The organism is Flavobacterium salilacus subsp. salilacus, from assembly GCF_004634195.1.
Classification (GTDB): Bacteria; Bacteroidota; Bacteroidia; order Flavobacteriales; family Flavobacteriaceae; genus Flavobacterium; species Flavobacterium salilacus.
This window is the reverse complement of the sequence record NZ_SKBP01000008.1, coordinates 103,444-127,206: the sequence shown is the minus strand read 5'-3', so window position 1 is coordinate 127,206 and position 23,763 is coordinate 103,444. Positions and strand designations below refer to the sequence as shown.

Annotated in this window: 17 protein-coding genes and 2 tRNA genes; 12 read left to right on the top strand and 7 right to left on the bottom strand. The window is 40.8% G+C overall.

Annotated features, from left to right (window positions below):
* Positions 1 to 3: 3 nt before the first annotated feature.
* From E0W68_RS10725 to clpX, 5 genes are all read left to right on the top strand, one after another.
* A complete protein-coding gene (locus tag E0W68_RS10725) occupies positions 4 to 1,566 on the top strand; it encodes an SGNH/GDSL hydrolase family protein (RefSeq protein ID WP_135219427.1) in 1,563 nt (520 codons plus the stop codon).
* An 87-nt stretch (positions 1,567 to 1,653) separates the two neighbouring features.
* Positions 1,654 to 2,001: a phage holin family protein gene (locus E0W68_RS10720; RefSeq protein ID WP_135219426.1), complete on the top strand. Its 348-nt coding sequence runs from the start codon at positions 1,654 to 1,656 to the stop codon at positions 1,999 to 2,001.
* 116 nt (positions 2,002 to 2,117) lie between these two features.
* Positions 2,118 to 3,443, top strand: a complete 1,326-nt coding sequence (gene tig / locus E0W68_RS10715) for a trigger factor (protein WP_135219425.1) — start codon at positions 2,118 to 2,120, stop codon at positions 3,441 to 3,443.
* Between the two features lie 91 nt (positions 3,444 to 3,534).
* Positions 3,535 to 4,209 (top strand): ATP-dependent Clp endopeptidase proteolytic subunit ClpP, encoded by a 675-nt coding sequence (gene clpP, locus E0W68_RS10710; protein WP_135219424.1) that lies wholly within the window; start codon positions 3,535 to 3,537, stop codon positions 4,207 to 4,209.
* Between the two features lie 79 nt (positions 4,210 to 4,288).
* Positions 4,289 to 5,521, top strand: coding sequence for an ATP-dependent Clp protease ATP-binding subunit ClpX (clpX, locus tag E0W68_RS10705; protein ID WP_135219423.1), 1,233 nt, complete (start codon positions 4,289 to 4,291; stop codon positions 5,519 to 5,521).
* A gap of 165 nt (positions 5,522 to 5,686) precedes the next feature.
* Here clpX and E0W68_RS10700 read toward each other — a convergent pair whose 3' ends face one another.
* Positions 5,687 to 5,881 (bottom strand): hypothetical protein, encoded by a 195-nt coding sequence (locus tag E0W68_RS10700; protein ID WP_135219422.1) that lies wholly within the window; start codon positions 5,879 to 5,881, stop codon positions 5,687 to 5,689.
* A gap of 93 nt (positions 5,882 to 5,974) precedes the next feature.
* On the bottom strand, positions 5,975 to 7,516 hold the full coding sequence (locus E0W68_RS10695) for a GH3 auxin-responsive promoter family protein (RefSeq protein ID WP_135219421.1): 1,542 nt from the start codon (positions 7,514 to 7,516) through the stop codon (positions 5,975 to 5,977).
* 41 nt (positions 7,517 to 7,557) lie between these two features.
* Between E0W68_RS10695 and E0W68_RS10690 the strand changes: the two genes are divergently transcribed.
* A complete protein-coding gene (locus E0W68_RS10690) occupies positions 7,558 to 8,352 on the top strand; it encodes a DUF2797 domain-containing protein (protein ID WP_135219420.1) in 795 nt (264 codons plus the stop codon).
* A 175-nt stretch (positions 8,353 to 8,527) separates the two neighbouring features.
* Here E0W68_RS10690 and E0W68_RS10685 read toward each other — a convergent pair whose 3' ends face one another.
* Both E0W68_RS10685 and sppA read right to left on the bottom strand, forming a co-directional pair.
* Positions 8,528 to 11,227: an AsmA family protein gene (locus tag E0W68_RS10685; protein ID WP_135219419.1), complete on the bottom strand. Its 2,700-nt coding sequence runs from the start codon at positions 11,225 to 11,227 to the stop codon at positions 8,528 to 8,530.
* 72 nt (positions 11,228 to 11,299) lie between these two features.
* Complete coding sequence (sppA, locus tag E0W68_RS10680; RefSeq protein WP_135219418.1) at positions 11,300 to 13,072, bottom strand: signal peptide peptidase SppA; 1,773 nt, start codon at positions 13,070 to 13,072, stop codon at positions 11,300 to 11,302.
* Positions 13,073 to 13,222: 150 nt separating this feature from the next.
* Between sppA and folK the strand changes: the two genes are divergently transcribed.
* Both folK and E0W68_RS10670 read left to right on the top strand, forming a co-directional pair.
* A complete protein-coding gene (gene folK, locus E0W68_RS10675) occupies positions 13,223 to 14,362 on the top strand; it encodes a 2-amino-4-hydroxy-6-hydroxymethyldihydropteridine diphosphokinase (protein WP_135219417.1) in 1,140 nt (379 codons plus the stop codon).
* A gap of 1 nt (position 14,363) precedes the next feature.
* Positions 14,364 to 15,008 (top strand): HAD hydrolase-like protein, encoded by a 645-nt coding sequence (locus tag E0W68_RS10670; protein WP_135219416.1) that lies wholly within the window; start codon positions 14,364 to 14,366, stop codon positions 15,006 to 15,008.
* On the opposite strand, the gene E0W68_RS10665 is transcribed toward E0W68_RS10670, so the two are convergent.
* Positions 14,992 to 18,597, bottom strand: coding sequence for an Ig-like domain-containing protein (locus E0W68_RS10665; RefSeq protein WP_162845829.1), 3,606 nt, complete (start codon positions 18,595 to 18,597; stop codon positions 14,992 to 14,994). The two genes, E0W68_RS10670 and E0W68_RS10665, sit on opposite strands and share 17 nt — an antisense overlap.
* 45 nt (positions 18,598 to 18,642) lie before the next feature.
* Positions 18,643 to 19,185 (bottom strand): RNA methyltransferase, encoded by a 543-nt coding sequence (locus tag E0W68_RS10660; protein ID WP_135219414.1) that lies wholly within the window; start codon positions 19,183 to 19,185, stop codon positions 18,643 to 18,645.
* A gap of 130 nt (positions 19,186 to 19,315) precedes the next feature.
* Here E0W68_RS10660 and mutS point away from each other — a divergent pair, with 130 nt between their 5' ends.
* From mutS to E0W68_RS10640, 4 genes are all read left to right on the top strand, one after another.
* A complete protein-coding gene (gene mutS, locus E0W68_RS10655) occupies positions 19,316 to 21,922 on the top strand; it encodes a DNA mismatch repair protein MutS (RefSeq protein WP_162845828.1) in 2,607 nt (868 codons plus the stop codon).
* A 201-nt stretch (positions 21,923 to 22,123) separates the two neighbouring features.
* A tRNA-Gly gene (locus E0W68_RS10650) sits at positions 22,124 to 22,196 on the top strand.
* A 17-nt stretch (positions 22,197 to 22,213) separates the two neighbouring features.
* Positions 22,214 to 22,299: transfer RNA gene (locus tag E0W68_RS10645), tRNA-Leu, on the top strand.
* A gap of 133 nt (positions 22,300 to 22,432) precedes the next feature.
* Positions 22,433 to 23,050, top strand: a complete 618-nt coding sequence (locus E0W68_RS10640; RefSeq protein WP_135219413.1) for a hypothetical protein — start codon at positions 22,433 to 22,435, stop codon at positions 23,048 to 23,050.
* 51 nt (positions 23,051 to 23,101) lie between these two features.
* Here the strand turns inward: E0W68_RS10640 and E0W68_RS10635 are convergent, their stop codons facing one another.
* Complete coding sequence (locus tag E0W68_RS10635; RefSeq protein ID WP_135219412.1) at positions 23,102 to 23,707, bottom strand: class I SAM-dependent methyltransferase; 606 nt, start codon at positions 23,705 to 23,707, stop codon at positions 23,102 to 23,104.
* Positions 23,708 to 23,763 lie beyond the last annotated feature (56 nt).

Genomic DNA, 23,763 nt, shown 5'->3' with positions numbered 1-23,763 from the left:
AAAATGAAAAATAAAATTATATGCTTATCCGTACTGGCATTTATATTTGCCGGTTGCGAACCAGAGTTTGAAAATGAATTGAGCAATAGCAGCTACAATTCGGGCGATGCCGATTTTAGTTCCTATGTTGCAGTGGGTAACTCCCTTACCGCAGGATATATGGATGGCAGTATGTCGCGCGTTGGGCAGTCATACTCATTTCCTAACCTGTTGGCACAGCAGTTTGCCGTAGCAGGCGGAGGTGAATTTACACAACCATCGTATGAAGAAGACGTAAATAATCTGGGAGGCATCATCGGTATTCCGGGTTATGGTACAAGATTGATTATAGATGCCTCTGCAGGCGGTCCTGAACCTATAGCGGGCACATCTACCATAACACTTACACAACAGGCAACAGCCTATAATAATATGGGGGTTCCCGGTGCAAAATCATTCCACCTGCTTGCAGCAGGTTATGGTAACTCTGCAGGGGTGCCGTTAGGATTGGCTAATCCGTACTATGTTCGTCATGCAACATCGCCTACAGCTACAGTATTGGGTGATGCAATGTCAAAAAATCCTACCTTTTTTACCAACTGGATAGGCAGTAACGATGTTTTGGCTTTTGCTACATCGGGTGGTGTTGGGGTAAATCAACTAGGTAATTTCGACCCGAATACCTATGGTTTTAATGATATTACCGACCCGACAGTATTTGCCGGTGTATATTCGCAAATAACCACTACACTCACATCGGGCGGGGCAAAAGGCGTTGTAGCTACAATACCCGATGTTACTTCGATACCGTTTTTTACAACAGTACCCCACAACCCAATTACAGCATCGCTTATAGGAGGCGGTAATGTTGCTGTGGGTCAGGCTGCCATAACCCAACTTAATGCTGAGCTTTATGGCCCCATAACACAGGCTTTGGCTGCTTTTGGACAACCTGACAGGATAGCTCCGTTATCTACATCAGGCAATAACCCGTTACTTATTGTAGATGAAACGTTAACAAACCTTTCTGCCCAAATAGCCGGAGCGCTAATACAAGCAGGCTATCCTGCTCCCCAAGCACAGTTTATAGGAAGTATATTCGGGCAGGCAAGACAGGCTACATCAAATGATTTAATTTTGCTGTCCACACGCTCTGTTATTGGTACAGCTCCTGCAGGTATTCCTGCTCCGTTTGATGCCTTTGGTATTACCTATCCGCTACAGGATCAGCATGTGCTTACGGCTGACGAGGCTGATATGGTTGCCGAGGCTACTGTAAGCTTTAACCAAAGCATAAGAGGTATAGCCGAAGTAAACAACCTTGCTGTTGCCGATATGAATGCTATATTGGCAAAACTTGTTACCGGTTTAAGAACGGAGGATGGACAACTTTATAATGCGGACTATTTTAGCCTGAGCAATATTAGCACAGTATTATTTTCGCTTGACGGGGTACACCCTAATGCAAGAGGGTATGCTGTGGTTGCCAATGAAATTATAAAGATTATAAACGACTATTATAATGCTAAATTACCGCAAATAAACGCAGGTAATTTTCCCGGAGCAACGGTTTTACCTACCAATTAAAAATAAAAGTTTAAAATAAATTATCTGAAAGCACCCTTATTTTAGGGTGTTTTTTTAATTTTACAAAACACACTTTTATCCTAAAAAATGAAGACGTTAATAAAAATATTCTTTACTACTATTTTTGTGCTGCTTCTGTCGTACTTGTTACCTGGTATAACCGTTACAGGATGGATGTCGGCTTTGTTGGTTGCACTTGTTTTGGGGTTACTCAATATTTTTGTGAAACCGATACTGATAATTTTTACATTGCCCGCCACAATACTCACATTGGGGCTGTTTTTGCTGATAATAAATGCTGTTATTATAATGCTGTGCAGTGCACTTGTGCCTGGTTTTGATGTGCCAACCTTTTGGCATGCATTGTTGTTTAGCATAGTTCTTTCCATATGCCAGTCATTAGTATCCGGTATGTCAGACAGAGAAGAAACCTAAAACGCGAAAGGCTAACGGGGTAGTAGAAAATACAAAAGTTTAAAAATTTGTATGGCTTGTAAAAATATTATAATTTTGCAAGCCATAATTTTATGGTATTTAAACATTTTTAGATAATGAACATTACGAGAGAGCAGGTAGATGCACTAAATGCTGTTGTTACAGTAGCAATAACAAAAGAAGATTATAAGCCACAAGTAGATAAAGTTTTACAGAATTACAGAAAAAACGCCAATATTCCGGGTTTCAGGAAAGGTGCTGTACCGATGAGCCTTATACAAAAACAGTATGGCAAAGCCGTATTGCTGGATGAGGTGAATAAAGTGCTTCAAACATCATTAAACAACTATCTTACAGAAGAAAAACTGGATGTACTGGGCAACCCGCTACCTAAAATTACTGAGGATTTTGACTGGGAGGCTGATGATTTATCTTTTGAATTTGAATTGGGTCTTGCTCCTGAATTTACCGTAGATCTTAGTGCAAAAAATAAAGTTGTAAAATATACCATAATTGCAGACGACAAAATGCTTGACGAGCAGGTAGAGCGCATACAGAAACAGTATGGCAAACTTGTTCCTAAAGATAAAGTTGAGGAAGGTTACGATATGCATGGTGTTTTCGCTAACGAAGAGAAAGGCATTAACAATGAGGTAACCATCAATACATCTGCATTCAAAACTAAAACCGTTGCTAAAAAATTCATCGGTAAAAAAGTGGGCGATGTAGTTACAGTTTCTACCAAAGGGCTTTTTGATGATGATCATAAATTAATGGATTACCTTAAAGTAGATCATGACGATGTACACGGGCTTGATATAGAGGTAACCTTCACAATAGAGGAAATAAACAGTATAGAGCCTGCAGAACTTAATCAGGAGTTGTTTGACAAACTGTTTGGTGAAGGTAATGTAACCTCTGTAGAAGAAGTTAAAGAAAAAATTAAGCAAGATGCCGAGCAGCAATTTGCACAGCAGGCAGACCAAAAGTTCCTTAACGATGTTACGGAATCGATTATAGAAAACACTAATTTTGATCTTCCTGCCGAGTTTCTTAAAAAATGGATACAAACGGTAGGCGAAAACCCAATAACTGCAGAACAGGCAGAGGAAGAATATGCTAAATCAGAAAAAGGGTTGCGATATCAGCTTATCGAAGGTAAAATCATAAACGAAAACAACCTTCAGGTAAACTTTGAAGAACTTAAAGCCTATGCCTCTGAAATTATTAAAAAGCAAATGGCACAGTTTGGGCAAATGAACCCTACCGATGAAGATGTCGAGAACATAGTGGCACGAGTGCTTTCTAACCAAGACGAAGTTAAAAAACTATCAGAACAGGTAATGAGCGAAAAAATGCTTAACCTGTTTAAAGAAAACGTGAAATACAAAACAAAAGAGGTTACTTACCAAGATTTCGTTAAAGAGATGTATGGTGAATAATTTTCGCAAAAATTGAGTATATTTGAGCGTCATCCTTAAAAGGTTTGACGCTTTTTGTTTCTTTGATTAACAATAGCTAAAAAATCTGAATATGAACTACGGTAAAGAATTTAAAAAATATGCCACTAAACATCACGGCATAAATAATTTATATTATGACAAACTGGTAAACCGCGTAACCCCAACCGGTATGACTCCGTATATTATGGAAGAACGCCAGATGAATGTTGCCCAGCTCGACGTTTTTTCGCGTTTGATGATGGACAGGATTATTTTTTTGGGTACCGGTATAGACGACCAAGTGGCAAACATTGTGCAGGCACAACTTTTGTTTTTAGAAAGTACAGATGCCTCTAAAGACATTCAAATATATATCAACTCACCGGGAGGCAGCGTATATGCCGGTTTGGGTATGTATGATACTATGCAGTATATAAGACCCGATGTAGCAACAATATGTACCGGTATGGCAGCCTCTATGGGTGCTGTATTACTTTGTGCGGGAACTGAAGGGAAACGTTCGGCTTTACCACATTCAAGAGTAATGATACACCAGCCCTCAGGCGGTGCACAAGGAGTAGCAACCGATATGGAAATAAACCTTCGTGAAATGCTGAAACTAAAAGAAGAGCTATATCAAATTATCTCTAAACACTCAGGAAAAAGCTACGATCAGGTATATAAAGACAGCGAGCGCGACTACTGGATGAAAGCTGAGGAAGCGAAAGAATACGGAATGGTTGATGAAGTGCTTATAAGAGAGTAGAAAATAACAGACAAACTTTTTACGTTATTCAGCTTACAGGCAGTAAAATGCACTGTTGCTGGATAATGAAATTTTAAATATGGCGAAAGAAGTATTAGAATGTTCTTTTTGCGGCAGAAAAAAGCCGGAAACCAATCTGCTTATTGCAGGGATCAGCGCTCACATATGCGATCGTTGCATAGAGCAGGCACACGGCATAGTGCTGGAAGAACTAAAGCAGAGCGGAGCATCGGCAGGTGCTGCCGACCTTGAGCTTAAAAAACCAAAGGATATACGCAAATTTCTCGATCAATATGTAATAGGGCAGGATCAAACCAAGAAAGTGCTTTCGGTTGCCGTATATAATCACTACAAACGATTAATGCAGCAACATGATGATGAGGATATTGAGATAGAAAAAAGCAATATACTTATGGTGGGGCAAACCGGTACCGGTAAAACCCTTGTGGCAAAATCTATAGCCCGTATGCTTAATGTACCGCTTACCATAGTTGATGCTACGGTTTTAACCGAAGCAGGTTATGTGGGTGAAGATGTAGAAAGCATATTGACAAGGCTGTTGCAGGCTGCTGACTATGATGTAAAAAAAGCTGAACGCGGTATAGTGTTTATTGATGAGATAGACAAAATAGCCCGTAAAAGTGATAACCCGTCTATTACCCGAGATGTATCGGGTGAGGGTGTGCAGCAGGCATTACTGAAATTGCTGGAAGGCACTATAGTAAATGTACCGCCCAAAGGCGGGCGCAAGCACCCCGACCAGAAGTTTATAGAGGTAGATACACAAAACATACTGTTTATAGCCGGAGGCGCATTTGACGGTATCGAACGTGTTATATCAAAAAGGCTCAACCATCAGGCAGTAGGATACAGCGCATCAAAAAGTAATGATAATGTAGATAAAGAAAACCTTTTGCAATACATTATCCCTAAAGATGTAAAAGATTTTGGGCTGATACCCGAAATAATAGGCAGGTTGCCTGTGCTTACCCACATGGATCCGCTTGATAAGGATACGCTGAGAGCAATACTTACAGAGCCAAAAAATGCACTGATTAAACAATATAAAAAGCTATTTGCAATGGATGAGGTAGAGTTTACCATATCCGAAGATGCATTGAACCATATTGTTGATAAGGCGTTAGAATATAAACTTGGCGCGAGAGGTTTACGCTCGTTATGCGAGGCAATATTAAACGAGGCTATGTACGAATTACCAAGCTCGGATGATAAGGAGCTGTATGTAGATAAAGACTATGTAGAACATCATTTGAATAAAAACTTGTTGAAAAGGCTTAAAGCTGCTTCGTAAATAAGAATTAATCGAAATAAAAAAAAAGGGCTGTCTCAAAAGTGTCATTCTGAACGCAATGTAATGGAGTGAAGAATCTCAATTATTTTATAAATAAGAGATTCTTCCTTCGTCAGAATGACAAAAATGCTTGTTTAAGCACTTTTGAGACAGCCCCTTTTTTATTTATCTGCTAACAGCAGTATTTTGCTTTTGAGTAATTGTTACATGCTTTTCCGCTTGCTGTGCCTTGTCAATTTTTTCATTTTGACTGATACAGCGTTTTCTTCCCCCACAACTATAGCGGTGTAGTTTGGGCCCGCAGGCAGTTGTTAAAAACATCAGTGCGGCTCCTGCCAGTAGTACATAATTCCTTTTCATATAGCTCATTTAAATTTGTTTTCGGTGGCAAAAATAAAGTAATAAATTTTAATTCATTGATATTCTTGCTGTTAAAATTATTTTTGACAAACATTATACCATACCGGCAGGCAGTACACTGTTTTTTTGCAACACCTTTAACTCCTCTACATAATGCCGCTCGTTAGAGAGTCGGGGTATTTTGTGTTGTCCGCCCAGTTTGTCCTTAGCCTTTAGCCAGTCATAAAACAGCTTAGGACGGGCTACATTAAGCACCAGCGGATTGAGTGTCATATTATTGTAGCGCTTGGCTTCGTAGTCAGAATTTACACTTTGCAGGGCTTCATCCAGCAATTGCCTGAATTTCTCAGGGTCTTTCGGAGCATCTTTAAACTCAATAACCCACTCATGCGCTCCTTTTTGCCTTCCTTCCATAAATATAGGGGCAACAGTATAATCAATTACTTCCGTATCAGTCAGTTTACAGGCTTTGGCAATAGCATTGTCCGTATTTTCTACCATCAGCTCTTCACCAAAAACATTAATATGATGTTTGGTTCTTCCGGTAACCTTTATACGGTGCGGATTGATGGAGGTAAACCGAACGGTGTCGCCTATAAGGTAGCGCCACAACCCGGAGTTGGTAGTAATTACTATAGCATAATTTTTATTCAGTTCCACATCGGCAAGGCGAATGACTTTTTGGTTTAGTGTGCCAAAAGTATCCATAGGGATAAACTCATAAAAAATACCGTAATCTAGCATTAATAATAGTTCGCTGCTGTCGTTGGAGTCCTGTATGGCAAAAAAACCTTCGGAAGCGTTATAAATTTCATAATACTGAAACCCTGCTTTGGGCAGTATTTTTTTATACTGTTCTCGGTAGGGTTCAAAGCTTACCCCGCCATGAAAATAAACCTCTACATTAGGCCAAACTTCGTGCAGGTTGCTCTTGCCTGTTTCTTCCAGTATTTTATTGATAAGTACCATCATCCACGAGGGTACGCCTGCAAAACTGGTTACATTTTCGTTTACTGTTTCATTTACTATGGCTGCAAGTTTGGTTTCCCATTCGCTCATCAGCGATACCTTGTTGCTGGGCGTGCTGCTGAACTCTGCCCACAGGGGCATATTATCTATCAGTATTGCCGAGAGGTCGCCGAAAAAAGTATTATTATCCTCATAAAGCTGTTTGCTGCCACCCAGCCTCAGGCTTTTTCCTGTAAAAAGTTGCGATTCTTCATTGTTATTCAGGTAAAGGCAAAGCAAGTCTTTTGCAGCTTTATAGTGACAATCTTCCAGTGCTTCGGGGCTTACGGGTATAAACTTACTTTTGGCATTGGTAGTACCGCTGGATTTGGCAAACCATTTTATTGGGCTTGACCAAAACACATTTTGTTCGCCACGTCGTGTTTGTTCTATAATAGGCTCTAAATCTTCATACGTAGAAACAGGTACTCTTTCCGAAAATGCAGTATAATTTCTTGCCGATGCAAAGTCATATTTTCTGCCTATAGCGGTGTTTTCTGCCGTACGGATAAGGTTCATCAGCAGCTCTTCCTGTACCTCATTAGGGTATTTGAGAAATAACTCCATATCGTGGATACGTTTTTTTAGTATCCACGATGCTATTGAATTGATTATGGGCAACGGCATATTTGTAGTATCTTAGTGCCTATAAAAATACTAAATTTTCTATGCAATACGAAGGTGTACTCACAAAAATGCAAACCGAGTTTGGCAGCCCAATTCAGTACTATCTGATATTTGATACCAGTTTTTTGAATATGAACCAGTTATTGGGTCGCGATATGGAATTGAATTTCATGGGATTTAAATGTTTGAATTGTGGTAAGAACAAGAAAATTTTCAGGATGGGTTTTTGCTACGATTGTTTTTACAGTACTCCTGCTGCGGGCGACTGGATAATGAACCCCGAATTGAGTACGGCACATTTGGGGATAGCCGACAGAGACCTGGCGTATGAACAGAGAGTGCAGCTACAACCGCATATTGTGTATTTAGCCTCATCAAGCGATATAAAAGTGGGAGTAACCCGAAAATCGCAAGTGCCTACCCGCTGGATAGACCAAGGGGCGAGCCAGGCAATGCCACTTATAGAAGTGCCTAACCGGTATCTTGCCGGTATTACAGAGGTTGCCTTAAAAGGGCATTTGGGTGACAAGATTAACTGGAAAAAAATGCTGTTGAATAATGTAGCTCCGATTGATTTGGCAACAAAACGGACTGAGACGCAACAATGGCTGCCCAATGAAGTAATGCCTTATTTTGAAACTACTAAAGAACAATTATATACTTTACAATACCCTGTCTTGGAATACCCCAAAAAAATAGCAAGCCTGAACCTTACTAAAACGCCCACGTATAGCGGAAAGTTAGTAGGGGTAAAAGGGCAGTACCTTATTTTTGAAGACGGTACGGTGTTTAATGTACGTACTTATGAAGGTTTTGTTGTGCAGATTAATGTTTAGCTGTAAAATAAAAAAAGGGGTTGTCTCAAAAATGCTTATGTAAGCATTTTTGTCATTCTGACGAAGGAAGAATCTCTTATTTATCAAATGATTGAGATTCTTCACTCCATTACATTGCGTTCAGAATGACACTTTTGAGACAACCCCTTTTTTATTCTAAACAATAGTTTTTAATCTATTCTTTCTTTTTGTTCTTATTGAGGAATCCGCCTATAACATCTTTTGCTTTATCCTTCGCCTTTTCTTTGGCTTCTTCCGCTTTTTCTTTAGCTTGTTCTTTTACTTCCTCTTTTGTGGTAGGTATTGGTGTTTTAGTACTGTCAGAGTTTTTACCGCCTATACCTATTATATCTTTTAACTTATCTGTTCCCTGTTTTACCAGTTTATCTTTTTGTTGTGCAATTAACTGCTTGGTAAGGTCGGTTACCGATTTAGAGAGGTCGGTACTCACTTTTGGGTTGGTAAAGTTGCCTGTAATAACCGCATTAACAGGAACGCTGATTTTACTTGCATCCGTATTATTAAGCGAGCTTATTAGCTTAGTTACCTCGCTGCCCAGGTATTTTGCAGGAACATTTAAAGACACATCATACTTCATGGTTTGGTCAAAACCATGCTGACCGCTTACCTGAATAGGAATATCCTGATAGTTAAGGTTTATCGGCTTGATGTTTACTTTTCCGTTCTCAAAAGTAAGGTTAGCCTTTACGTTATCAAGTTTTAGTTTGCTCATATCCAGGAATTTTACATTCTGGCTAAGTGCACTCAGTATCTTGGAATTTTCAGCTTTAACAGCCGTATTAAGCAACTGACCATCCAGATTACCTGTTAGTGAGTTTAAGTCAGGCGTCATTTCTTTACTGTCCAGGTTACCTGCCACATTAATGGTAGTATTTAATTTTCCTGTAATTACATTAGCTATCGGTGCGATAGATTTCAGCATTTCAAGCTGAGTAAATGTTTGCGGTATATCCACTTTATTCAGGTTAAGTCCCATTTTAAAGGTAGGTACTGCGCCTTTGGTAGATACATTTCCGTTAGCGGTTATTATCCCTTCAAATAATGATGTTTTCAGGTTTTCCAATGTTACCGCTTCATCTTTTATAATCATTTTACCCGATACATTTTTCATGTTCAGGTTGTCATATACTACCGTGTTTGCTTTAGCGGTTATGGTACAATCTAAGAAAGCGGGTATTTTAACCGCTTCCGATGTTGCCGCAGGTGCAGGTTTTTCTGCTGTTTCGTCTTTACCACCTTCTGCTTTGGTATCTTCTTTTTTTGCCGAAGCAACAGTCTCAGGAGCCATAAAGTCAGAAACCAACAACTGATTAGAGTTCATGTTAAAGTTACCCTGCAATGTTTGGTCTTTAAACATAAAACCGTAGAAGTTATCTAATGTACCCGTAATAGCAATATCCGAACCGCCCGTTTTGGCATTAAACTCGCTTAATGTTACACGACTTGGGTTAAACTGTACACTGGCTTGGTTTATCTTTATCGGTTTCGGTAACCCGTCACCCGAATAGGTAAAACCGGAAAGGCTCAAGCTACCGCGATTGTCAATTTTTTCATATTGGCTGTTCTCTACCGCTTTCATGTCAAATTTGGTAGCAACATCCGCTTTCAGTATTCCTGATAACGGTACCTCCATTTGTATCGGATAGGCTTTGCCCAAGTTCCCTAAGTTAATAGTCCCTTTCAGTTCGGCATCTACCAAAGCATTTTCGACTACATTGCGAATGGTGGCTTTAGCATCAAACACATCCTGATCTATCCTGAACGAAAGTTTATCAAGGTTAACATAGGTATCGTTAAGCAAACCGGTTTCGTTTACAATTTTAGTATCGATTACAATGTTTTGTACTGATTTTGGCAGGTCAGGATATTGGAACGAAGCATTGTTTGAAGCTATAGCAATGTTAAACTTGGGCACAGTAGTTTCGCTGTACAGTCCGTTTACTTTCCCGTCTATAGTAAAATCGCCTTCGGTTTTAACCGATTCCAAGCTGCCCGAATAGGCTTCGGGTATTAACCCTAAGAAGTTTTTGAAGGAAGAGGTTGGCGTTTTAAACGTAAGGTCAAATTTTTGCCCTTCTTCCACCATGGCAAGGCTACCGTTAAACTCTAATGGCAATTGGTTAATCAGCGCCTTATTTTCTTTAAAGGTATAAATACTGTTTTCAAGATCAAGCCCCAGTACTGCATCCAGTTTCAGCGATACATTGCGCATATAGTTGGTCTTGTCCATATCCATAGTCAGCTTGGCTGTGGTTTTAGTATCAAGATCCAGTTTGCTTTGCTCAAAATTACCGTGTCCTTCATGATACAGGCTATCGATAACCATATTCATTTTAGAGCCTTCGTCAAAATAGCGGAAACGTAAATTTTCTACATTATAATCCTGCATATTCAGGGCAAAAGGCTTGCCTTCCGATGCTTCGGCAGTATCATCTTCCGTTTCATCTTTCTTTAAGGCAATATCAAAATTACCGATACCATCTTTATTGATAAGTATGTTTACAATACCGTTTTTTGTGTGCAAATATTTTAAACTCATGGGTTCACCTTCGCCTTTAAAGAGTTCTTTTATTGACATGCTCAAGTCAATTTGCTCCATATATATCAATGTATCGCCTTCAAACGGGGCTTTATTGATAATACTCAGCTTATCTACCCTTACGCTTGCCATTGGGAAATCGGTAAAAAGGCTTAAACTTACGTCTTCAAAAGCTACCGTAGCATCTACCTGCTCATTAATGGCTTTTGCGACCATCGATTTTATTTTTCCTTTAAAAATAAACGGGGCTGCTATGAGCGCAATGATAAGTACCAGCAATACAATACCGGTCCACTTTAAAATTTTTTTAACCATAGTTTAATTACGTTTTGCCATAAAGATACAAAGAAAGCGATACAAAGAAAGTTAAAAATAGTATAACGCAGCTTATCGAATAGTTATTTCATAAGGCATTATAACCTGTGTTCCGCGTAGTTGGCTGGCACGTCTCAGGCGTTCGATAACCTGATAATTTTCCTCGCCCACTTCTTCTTTAATAAACTCTTCTTTGCTTTGCGCAAAAGGTAAACCGGAAGCATCGGCAAAAAAATCTTCCAGGTTACGTTCATATTCAGGATAATTTACCGTGCTGTAACTGTCGGTTTTACCCAGTTTGGCAGCATAGGCTATGGCATCATCAAGTCCGCCGAGTTCATCAGCCAGCCCGATATTAACTGCATCCGTACCAGACCATACTCTTCCCTGACCAATGGCATCTACCTGCTCTTTAGTCATTTTTCTGCCGTTTGCCACACGGGTAATAAAAGTGTCATAAACACTTTCCACGCTTTGCTGTATTATTGTTCTTGTATCGTCATCCAACGGAGTAAACACACTGTAACCTGCTGCGTTTTTATGCGTGTTTACCTGCTCGGTATGTACACCTATATTTTTAGACAGTTCGGTAAAATTCGGCAATACGCCAAATACCCCTATAGAACCTGTTATGGTAGTAGGTTCGGTAAAAATTCTGTTTGCATTGCAGGATATATAATAACCTCCCGATGCGGCAAGGTTACCCATAGATACTACGACCGGCTTTTTCTTTTTGGCAAGCTCTATATCCCTCCATATCAGGTCAGACGTAAGTGCGCTGCCACCGGGAGAGTCCACACGCAGTACTATAGCTTTTACATTCTCATCATCGGCTGCTGCTTTCAGGGCTTTGCGCATGCTTATTTCGCCAATGGTGGTAAGGTTGCCTTTACCGCTGCCTATTTCGCCCTGTGCATATACAACAGCAATTTTATCTTTCGCGTCCGATAGCAAATCTTTAAATTTATTAGCCTCTACATAGTCCAGTATATCCACAGTATTAATTTCGTCGTCTTTTTTTATTTTAAGTGCATGACGTATGCCGTTGTGAAACTCATCTATATAACCTATTTTATCGATAAGTTTGCTTGCTTTTGCCATATCGGGCGTACGTGCCGAAAGGTTTTCGGCAATACTGTTAATGCTGTCCAGAGGTATGTTACGGCTTTCGGCAATCTCTGAGGCTATGGTGTTCCACACAGAGTTTAGCAGTGTGCTTATCTGTTCTCTGTTTTCAGGGCTCATTTCATTACTCAGGAAAGGCTCTACGGCAGCTTTAAACTTACCATGACGGATAACCTCCATCTTGATGCCTGTTTTTTCCTGTAAGTCTTTAAAGAACATTACTTCGGATGATAATCCTTTAAACTCCATCTCGCCCACGGGGTTTAAATAAATAGTATCGGCTACCGAGTTCAGGTAATAATCTGCTTGGCTATACGTGTCAGAATAGGCAACTACAAATTTCCCTGATTTTTTAAAATCTTCCAGTTTATCTCTCAGGGCTTTATTTTGTGCCATACCCAGTGCAGTGGTGCTGTTGGTTAATGTGATGCCTTTTATTTTATTATCCTCTTGTGCGGCATCAATAGCCTTTAGTACATCCGAAAGACCGTCTGTAGGTTCAGAATTCAGGAAGCTGAACTCATCACTGTAAAAAGTACCTGCATAATCATTGGTTACTTCGCTGATATCAAGCTCTATAACTGAGTTTTCTTTTACCTTAACCACATCATCACTACCGCTGCCTGCGGCAACACCAATAACAATAATGACTAATAAAAACAAAAGACAAAACAGGAAAAGCCCTACTACTGTTGACAGTACATTTTTTAAAAACTGCATATAAATACGATTTAAATTTTAAGTATATGTAGCAAAAATACATATTATGTTACAGCCATTGTTGTAATTACCTATATCGCTAAAATTTATTAACACCAGCCCACATATCTGTACTGCATTTAAAATTGTTTTATTTACTTTGCATCTCTTATGAAGTTTCAAAATCAGGCAATTTTATCCATAGGCAGTAATCAGGGCGACAGGCAGCAGCATCTTGCCTCGTGTGTGCAATACATCCATAATCATATTGCCACTGTAGTAAAAGTTTCGGCGGTATATGAAACCCCTGCCTGGGGTTTTGAAAGCGATGATTTTTACAACTGTGCCGTTTTGGTACATACCTGCAAAACACCGCAGGTATTACTCGAAGCATTACTGGCGGCAGAGGAAGGCGCAGGACGTGTAAGGCAGAAAAGCGCAGGATATCTTGCCCGCGTTATCGATATAGATATTGTAGCATTTAATGATGAGGTTGTGGCTACAGAAAACCTTGCGGTACCACACCCCCGCATGCACGAAAGAAATTTTGTACTATACCCGCTACGTGATATAAACCCGCGCTGGGAACACCCCTGGATGCATAAAACTATTGCAGAGCTTATAGCTGCCTCACCGGACGGCAGCCCTTGCGTAAAAGTGGCAACAATACCCTCGCCATTACAGGAATACAATCCTGAAAGCCTTAATTACATTGCCATAGAAGGGAATATAGGTGCAGGAAAAACAACCCTTTCGGGTAAAATTGCCGAAGATTTTAATGCCAAGCTGGTACTGGAGCGTTTTGCCGATAACCCGTTCCTGCCCAAGTTTTATAAAGACCAGAATCGCTATGCTTTTTCGTTGGAGATGGCTTTCCTTGCCGATCGTTACCATCAGCTTTCCGATGATTTGGCACAGTTCGACCTGTTCCGCGACTTTGTAGTTGCTGATTATCATATCTTCAAATCACTTATCTTCTCTAAGGTTACCCTTAACGAAGATGAGTACAGACTGTACCGCAAGTTGTTTGATATCATTTATAAAGAGATGCCTAAGCCCGACTTGTATGTGTATTTGTACCAAAATACCGAACGGCTACTGCAACAAATACAAGAACGCGGGCGCGATTATGAGCAGGATATTAAACCCGAATATCTTGAAAAGATAAACAGGGGGTATCTTGATTATATCAATGCCCAACCTGCATTGAATGTTTTGGTAATAGATGTGTCTGACAAAGATTTTGTAAAGAATCAGGAAGATTACATCTGGATTCTCGACCGGATACAGGCAAGGTTAAAGCAAGTATAACATGAAAGCAAAATTGATACTGTTCGATTTTGACGGTACACTGGTTGACTCGAAAGCTATATTTTTTGAGTTGTATAACGAGTTGGCAACCCAAAAAGGTTATAAACTTCTTGATTCTGAAAACATACACTACCTGCGCAGCTTGAGCATAAAAGAACGTTGTCACTATTTAGGCATACCATTATACAAAATTCCTTTTATTGCCAATACGTTAATAAAAAAGTTTCATGCTTCGGTAGGGCGATTGCAGTGTAATGAAGGGATGAAGCCATTGTTAAACACCCTTGATACTGAGGGTTATGCTTATTGTATCGTTTCTACCAATGCAAAGAAAAACATTAAGTCTTTTTTCGAAATGCAGGGTGTTGCCATTCCCGAAATATATACTTCGAGTAAAGTTTTTGGTAAAGATGTATTACTTCGAAAGTTATTAAAGGATAAAAACCTGCAATGGGAAGAAGTAATCTATATAGGCGATGAAGCCCGCGATATTGTAGCGTGCCGCAAATGTAATATACCTGTAGTTTGGGTAAGCTGGGGCTATGATTCAGCCGAAGCAATAACCCAAACACCACCTGATTATACCGCAAATACTCCTGCCGAATTGCAAGAATTGATAAAGCAATTAGTTAGCGTACAAGGCTGACGTGCCCTTTAATTTCAGGGCTTGTACTGTTTAGTTTTATAATATACCAATAGTCCGTTGCAGGGAGCTTATTGCCGTTATAAGTACCGTCCCATTCACGATTATATCGGTTTAGTCCTATAATTATTTTGCCGTAACGGTCAAACACCGTTACCGTCGCCTGCGGATAGGCGGTTGCCATACCGGCTATGGTAAAGGCGTCGTTAATACCATCGTTATTAGGAGTAAAATATTTTTGTACCAGTAATACCCTGAATGTTTTTGTATCGATACCACATCCGTTAAGTGAACGGGCAAAAGCCATATATGTACCATCTTTCAAATCTCGAAATACAGGCGACGATTGATAATTTACACCGTCATGCGAATATTCATAATCTTGTGTATTATCTTCCATAATAATGGTAGCCTCGTCTGTATTGTTCACTTGTACAACAGTAATATCGGGAGCAAGAATAATACCGGCGGTAAAAGTTTGCGAATCAGTACATCCCGAAGCGTTGGTAATTGTTACTGTATAAGTTCCTGCCTCGTCAATGGTAATTCGGGGTGTGGTTTCACCGGTATCCCATAAGTAAGTTACATCATCATCAATTTCGGCATCCAACAGTTCCGTGTCATTCTCACAAAACAGGACAGCCTCATCAGCACCCGCCTCGGGTAGCGGTACTACAGTTATATTTATTGCCGTTCGTACTGCCGATGGGCAACCGTTATGCACTGCTTCGGCATAATATACAGCATCTTCCGTTAGTGCCGGTGTGGTAAATGCTGTACCTGTGGCTATAGGCGTACCCCCTGTTGCATCGGTGTACCAGTTTATTGTTCCTGCCGATGGTGTGGCTTCTAATAGTGTTGGGTTGTCAAAGCAGGTTGTTACATCAACATCAGCAGTTAAGGTAGGTAAGGGTGTTATTACTACCGTTACCGCAGTGCGTTCTGCCGAAACACAGTTAGCAATGCTAACCGCTTCCGCATAATAGGTAGTGCTTTCGGTTAAAAAAGGTGTTTCAAATTCATTACCGCTAAATAGTAGCGAGCCTCCCGTTTCATCAGCATACCAGTTGATTACCCCGTCAGATGCTGTTGCTTCCAGTATGGCAACGCCTTCTTGACAAAGTTGTACTTCGGGAGCTGTTACCGTAATGGTAGGTAATGGGTTTACGGTTACGGTAACCGCTACGCGATTTTCCGAAAGGCAATCGTTATTTACGGCTTCCGCATAAAAAGTTGTGGTAGCATTTATAACAGGGCTTGCTATACTGTTTCCTGTCCCTATAAGGTTTCCGCCCGTTGCGGCATCATACCAGTTGATGATACCTACCGATGGAGTTGCCTGTAGTGTAACACTGCCTCCACCGCAAATAGTATCGGGTATTGTAGCGCTTATGGTAGGATAGGGGCTAACGTTGATAGTTACCGCAGCCCGACCGGCTGATGCGCAGCCTTCGCTGCTAACCGCTTCGGCATAATAAGTTACAGATGTGGTAAGTACAGGAGTAGTAAAAGGCGTTCCTGTCCCTGCCGGAGTACCGCCACTGGGCTGTGTGTACCAATTAACCGTTCCGGCAGTGGTTTGTGCTTCGAGTGTTGCCGTATCTCCTGCACACAAAGCTATAGGCGATGTTGCCGTAACAGTGGGCAAGGGTACAACATTTACAACAACAGCAGCGCGCGTTGCCGATATACAACCATTATTGCTAACTGCTTCGGCATAATAGGTAGTATTCGTATTGATAAACGGAGTTGTAAAAGTGTTGCTTCCTGTTGCCAGGGCTGTGCCTCCTATAGCCTGGTTGTACCAGTTAACAGTACCTGTTGAGGGCGTAGCGGTAAGTGTTACTGTGCCTTCCACACACAGGTTAACAGGTGATGTAGCTGTAATGGTGGGCAATGGGTTTACCGTTACCGTAATAGGGGTACGGTTTGCAGATATGCAGCCATTATTAATAGCTTCGGCATAAAAAGTTGTCGTACCCGTTACAGAGGGGCTTGTAATAGTATTGCCCGATCCTATAAGAGTACCGCCTGTTGCAGCATTGTACCAGTTTATTGAGCCTGCTGATGGCGTTGCGCTAAGCGGTGCCGTACCCGAACCGCACAATGCGGGCGGGGTAGTTATGGTGGTTATAGTGGGCAGTGGTGTTACTGTTATGGTTATTGCTGTTCGTGTTGCCGACGGGCAGTTGTTACTGTTTACCGCTTCGGCATAGAAAGTTGTGGTATTGTTTATAACCGGACTGGTAATAGTGTTGCCCGTTCCTACAAGGTTACCGCCTGTTGCGGCATTATACCAGTTTATTGTTCCGTTAGATGCTGTTGCCTGCAACGTTGCTGTCCCCGAACCGCAAATAGCAGGCGGTGTTGCTCCTGAAGTAACGGTGGGTAACGGGTATATGGTAGCAACAACGGGTGTTCGTGTGGCGGTGGTACACGTTTCATCATAAGCAGATACATAGTATGTAGTAGTAGCGGTAATGGCAGGAGTAGTATAGCTGGTGCCTGTATGTACGGGTGTGCCTCCTGTTGCTGCGGTGTACCAGTACACATCATTAACTCCCGCGCCGGCTAACAGTGTTACAGGACCACTCCCGCATGCTGCGCTCGATCCTGTGCTGGTAATTTCCAGAATGGTTATAGTTGTGGCAGCCGATATCTGTAATATAGGGTCGCCGGGCATACCGCCATATTCTACTATATAACCCTGAGGAGCATATTCATTCGGACCGCCTGCCATAGGCAGGTCATTCCATGAGCCTTGTATTCCTACGCCGGGTGCAGTAATATGAGCATAATCTTCATTATTCTGATTATTAGGCTCGCCATTATTCCAAAATTCATAATTTGGGGTGCTGCCGTTAGGTCCTCCGTTCCAAAAAGTAGTACCTGCCTCAGGACCTGTAACCCATTTCCATACGCCTTCAGTAGCTTCATCGGTACCGCCTATCCAGCCTGTGCCTAATGCCTGTTCGCCTATAAGCTGCGCTTCATCTTCAGATAATATGGTGGCAAGATAACCTTGCAATCCGTAATAGGTTGATGCCTCCGCAGCAACTCTGGCAGCATTCCAGTGTATGCCCTGCTGAGGGATATAGAGGTAATAATGATTGGTAGATTCGAGATAGTTGGCTTGCCCAACGGTTATAGAAAAGGTTCTTGTGCCGGGTATCGGGTTAAGAGCAGTATTAGCATAAACTACATCTTCTACAGCAGCAATAAGATTAGTATAAGACACATCCTGCCCTGTAGTTCCTGTTATACTCAATTTAGCCGAAGTTGCATTCCATGAACTTGTAATACCGGGGTGTGTTCCTGTAAGGGTAAGTACATCCTGCCCGTTTTGATATCCTGACGATATTTGTATATAAATAGCCTCGGTAGCGGTATCATCGGTATCAGTAATAGTAAAAGCAGTTGTAATGTTAAGGCTTCCGCCGGGGCAATATATCTGGTTTCCTGTTGCCGTTAATACAGGGGCATCATTATTTTGCGCCTTAATACCGGGCGATAACGATATAAAAAACAATACTGTAAAAAAGCATTGCTTTAAATTATTTATTCTTAAAAAAGGCTGATTAAAATTATTCATTTCGTAAATATAAAAAACGCAATGCATAAATATAGCCAATTATGCCTATACCTTGTGTTTTGTATAGTTTTTTTGGAAGATATCCCATACAACTATACCTGTACTTACGGATATGTTGAGGGAATGTTTAGTCCCTAATTGCGGTATTTCGATACTGCCACTGCATAACTCAATGGCTTTTTGCGACACTCCTTTTACCTCGTTCCCAAAAATAATGGCATACTTTTTACCTTCTTCGGGTATAAAGTCGTTTAAGAAAACAGCATCTTCTACCTGCTCCACCGCCCATACATCCACGCCCTCTTTTTGGAGTGATGTGATAACTTCCAGAACATCGTTGTTGTATTCCCAAGCAACGGTTTCGGTTGCGCCCAGGGCTGTTTTATGAATTTCTTTATTGGGCGGTACTGCCGTAATACCGCACAGGTATATTTTCTCTACAAGGAAAGCATCTGCCGTACGGAATACTGAGCCTATATTATGCAGGCTCCTGATGTTGTCTAATAGTATAATAAGCGGCGTTTTCTCTGCCTTTTTAAAATCTTCAACACTTTTCCTGTCCAGTTCGCTGTTTTCGAGTTTTCTCATGGTATAAAATCGGTAAAAAGCAAAAATAAACAATCTATCCGGTTTACTTATCCACCAATTACAAACATCGGTGTTTAGTTTTTGGTATTTTGATTAAATTCGCTTCTTAGTAACTCATAAAAGTATTCTCTTGGCAGCTAAAGAAAAAAAAGGAAAAGAAACCCCGTTGATGAAACAGTACAACACCATAAAGGCAAAGTATCCTGATGCCTGCCTGTTGTTTCGAGTGGGCGATTTTTATGAAACCTTTGGCGAAGATGCCGTAAGGGCAGCCGGAATACTGGGCATAGTACTTACCAAGCGCGGTGCAGGCAGCGAAACAGAAACCGCATTGGCAGGGTTTCCGCACCATTCGTTAAATACCTATTTGCCCAAACTGGTAAAAGCAGGATTGCGTGTGGCAATATGCGACCAGCTTGAAGACCCCAAGATGACCAAAACTATTGTGAAGCGCGGTGTTACCGAACTGGTTACGCCCGGGGTGTCTATGAACGATGAGGTACTGCAATCCAAATCAAATAACTTTTTGGCATCGGTATATTTCGGGCGAAAAAATCTGGGTATTTCTTTTCTGGATGTATCAACAGGTGAGTTCCTTACCGCGCAGGGTAACGAAGAGTATATCGACAAATTGCTGCAAAACTTCAGCCCCAGCGAAGTATTAGTTGCTAAAAATGAAAAAACCAATTTCCGCGAAACCTTTGGCGAAGATTATCATGCATTCTATCTGGAAGACTGGGTATATAAAGAAGATTATGCTTTTGAGAGCCTGACAACTCATTTTGGGACAAACTCACTGAAAGGTTTTGGTATAGAAGATTTACAGGAGGGAGTAATCGCCTCTGGGGCGGTGTTATACTACCTGTCCGAAACACAACATAACAAAGTACAACATATAACAACAATTCAGCGTATAGCTGAAGATGCTTATGTGTGGATGGATCGTTTTACCATTCGTAATCTTGAATTATACCATAGCAATAACCATAATGCGGTTACTTTGCTGGATGTTATCGACAGGACGCTCTCGCCTATGGGTGGCAGGCTGCTGAAACGCTGGCTGGCACTTCCGTTAAAGGATGCCAATAAAGTAAGGGCGCGCCATGAGGTAGTGGCTTACTTGAAAGAAAACAACACCGTATTACAAAAAATACAGCAGCAGGTAAAACAGATAAGCGATTTGGAAAGGCTTATCTCCAAAATTGCTACGGGCAAGGTATCGCCCCGCGAGGTGGTGAACCTGAAAGATTCGCTGGATGCGATTATCCCAATAAAACAACTGGCTCTGGAAAGTAAGAACGATGCGCTGAAAGCCATTGGCGACAGCCTGCACAGTTGCGACTTGCTTCGCGAAAAGATAAAAGAAACGCTTAACGCTGATGCTCCCGTATCGATAAATAAGGGTAATGCTATTGCAAAAGGGATACATCCCGAACTGGACGAACTGCGCAGTATAGCCTATTCAGGCAAAGAATTTTTGGAAGGTATCGAAAAGAGGGAAGCCGAACGGACGGGCATTACTTCGCTTAAAATAGCTTTTAATAATGTTTTCGGGTATTATATAGAAGTGCGCAACACGCATAAAGACAAAGTGCCTGCGGAGTGGATACGTAAACAAACGTTGGTAAATGCCGAACGTTACATTACCGAAGAACTAAAGGAGTATGAAACCAAGATATTAGGTGCAGAGGAAAAGATACACCAACTGGAAACGCAATTGTTTGACCAACTGGTGGTGTGGATAGCTACGTATATAAAGCCCGTACAGCTCAATGCGAGTTTAATAGCACAGGTAGATTGCCTCATGTCATTTGCACAACTGGCAATAGAAAACAAGTATGTATGCCCCGAAATAGATGATAGTTTTGAGCTGGATATTAAAGAGGGGCGTCACCCTGTAATAGAAAAGCAATTGCCTGTGGGTACGCCTTACATTACCAACAATGTTTATTTGGATAGGGCTTCGCAGCAGATAATAATGATTACCGGACCCAATATGTCGGGTAAGTCGGCAATATTACGGCAAACGGCTCTTATAGTGCTGTTGGCGCAGATGGGGAGCTTTGTGCCTGCCGAGAGCGTGCGTATGGGTACGGTAGATAAAATTTTTACAAGGGTAGGAGCTTCTGATAATATCTCGATGGGTGAATCGACATTTATGGTCGAAATGAACGAAACGGCAAGCATTCTGAATAATATATCTGACCGCAGCCTGATACTGCTCGATGAGATAGGGCGGGGTACCAGTACGTATGACGGTATATCGATTGCTTGGGCAATAGCCGAGTTTTTACATGAACATCCTGCACAGCCCAAAACGCTTTTTGCAACGCATTACCATGAGTTAAACGAGATGCAGGATATTTTTGAACGCATCCAAAACTACAATGTATCAGTAAAAGAACTGAAAGATACGGTGTTGTTCATCCGTAAGCTGGTAAAAGGCGGTTCGGCGCACAGTTTTGGTATTCATGTGGCTAAAATGGCGGGAATGCCACAAACGGTAATACAGAAAGCACAAAAAATGCTCAAAAAGCTGGAAAAAGACCATTCCGGCGAAGCACTGGGTACTATAAAAGAAGCTGCCAAAGACGAATTGCAATTGAGCTTTTTTAATCTTGACGACCCGTTACTGGAAGAAATAAAAGAGGAGATAGTAAACCTCGATATTAATACCCTTACCCCTGTAGAGGCTTTGATGAAACTGAACGAGATAAAACGTATGCTTACAAAGTAGTTTCACCCTGCTATGCTTCGTAAATTACAATTGTGATTACAGCAGTAGTAATGGTGTGAAAGATGTTTATTATTTAAGGTTAACGTTATCAGAAAGTTATCTTATTTGGTTGAAAATTTTTATAAAAAGCCTTGCAAAAATAAATAAATGTGCTACATTTGCACTCGCAATACTGAAATAAACAGCGGTACTTGATATAATGCGAAAATAGCTCAGTTGGTAGAGCGCAACCTTGCCAAGGTTGAGGTCGCGGGTTCGAATCCCGTTTTTCGCTCTAACACTACCTGTTATGCTCGAGTGGTGGAATTGGTAGACACGCTGGACTTAAAATCCAGTGGGCAGTAATGCCCGTGCGGGTTCAAGTCCCGCCTTGAGTACAGAGTTATAAGCCCCGATATTTATCGGGGCTTTTTTTATGCCTTTAGATTTTAACTTTTTGATGTTTAGTTAAAGTAGTGTTAATATCTTTTGCTTTATATTTGGGCTTTAACAATTTACACAACGCTTGTTATGAAATTAAAACTACCATTTTTCTGCTTCTTGCTTTTCATTTCTTTTACTGTTAGTGCCCAAGAAGATTATTTAATTGAGATTAACGGTAAAGTAATGCCTATAGCTCTTGATCGTAATTATGAAACTTCTGTAGGCGGTAAAGCGGTTACTTTTAAAGTTTTTTCTAAAGATACGCTGACTTATAATGATGATCTTTTCAGTTTTAAATACAGTAAAGATTTTAAAACCTCAAAAGTTGACCTTGAAGACGGAATTTCGCAAGTTATGGTAATGACTGCCGAAGGATCGGGTTTTATTATTCAGAAATATGATGGTATTAACCCTGAAATGCTTAACGAACTTATGTTGAACGAGGTTGTTAAAGAGAGTGTTGATTATGGCTATGAAATGCGCCGGGAAGACTATGTAACCAAACTAAAGTCCGGAAGGGAAATCAAGGTTGGCAAAGCTGTATTGACGTATAAAGGCGATACCAGTATTTATGAGGTTGCCTCCATAGGGAGCAGGGATGAGGGCATTCTTATTTTAACCATGATAGCTACCGAAGAATATTCTAAAACCAGTAAAGAGCTTATTGATACCATGTGGAAAACACTAACCTATATGGGCGAATAAATTATATGCTTTACTTCACAAACAAAGGGCGATGCATTGGTATCGCCTTTTCTATTTCTTCCTAAAACTACAAAATAAAAAATTCTGTGTAGTGCCGAAAGGCGTTATATGCTCTTGTTCTAAACAGCTTAATTTTTCAAAATTATCTGTAAAAAGCGTTTCTAAACTTACTTCGGTATATTGGGTAATGTCCAGTCCGCTGCACTTTTTAGGTCCTTTATCTGAGAATGTCCCGATAATCATATACCCCTTAACGCAATTATTTACAATATCCCGATAAGCATCTGTCTGTTCTTGTGAAGTGAGGAAATGAAACGTTGCCCTGTCGTGCCAAACAGCATAGTTTACCTCAGGTTTATATTTGGTAATATCGCATGCAATCCATGTTACGTTTTTGGCTTTGTCGCCAAGTCGCTCTTTAGCTCTTTCCAGTGCTTTTTCCGAAATATCGAGTACGGTAATATTACTGTAGCCCAAATCGAGTAAATGATCAACTAAATTACTATCGCCTCCGCCAATATCTATAATGTTGGCATCCTTAGATACAGTAAAGTTTTCTATAAATCGTAAAGAGGTATGGGGTACATCCTGTGTCCAGCTAACCTCGTTAGGTTGTTTAGTTTTATAAACCGTTTCCCAATGTTGTTTGTTATTCATTAAAGTAATTATTGAGTATTATTCGGGGAAGCATAAAATCAGATAATCAAATATAA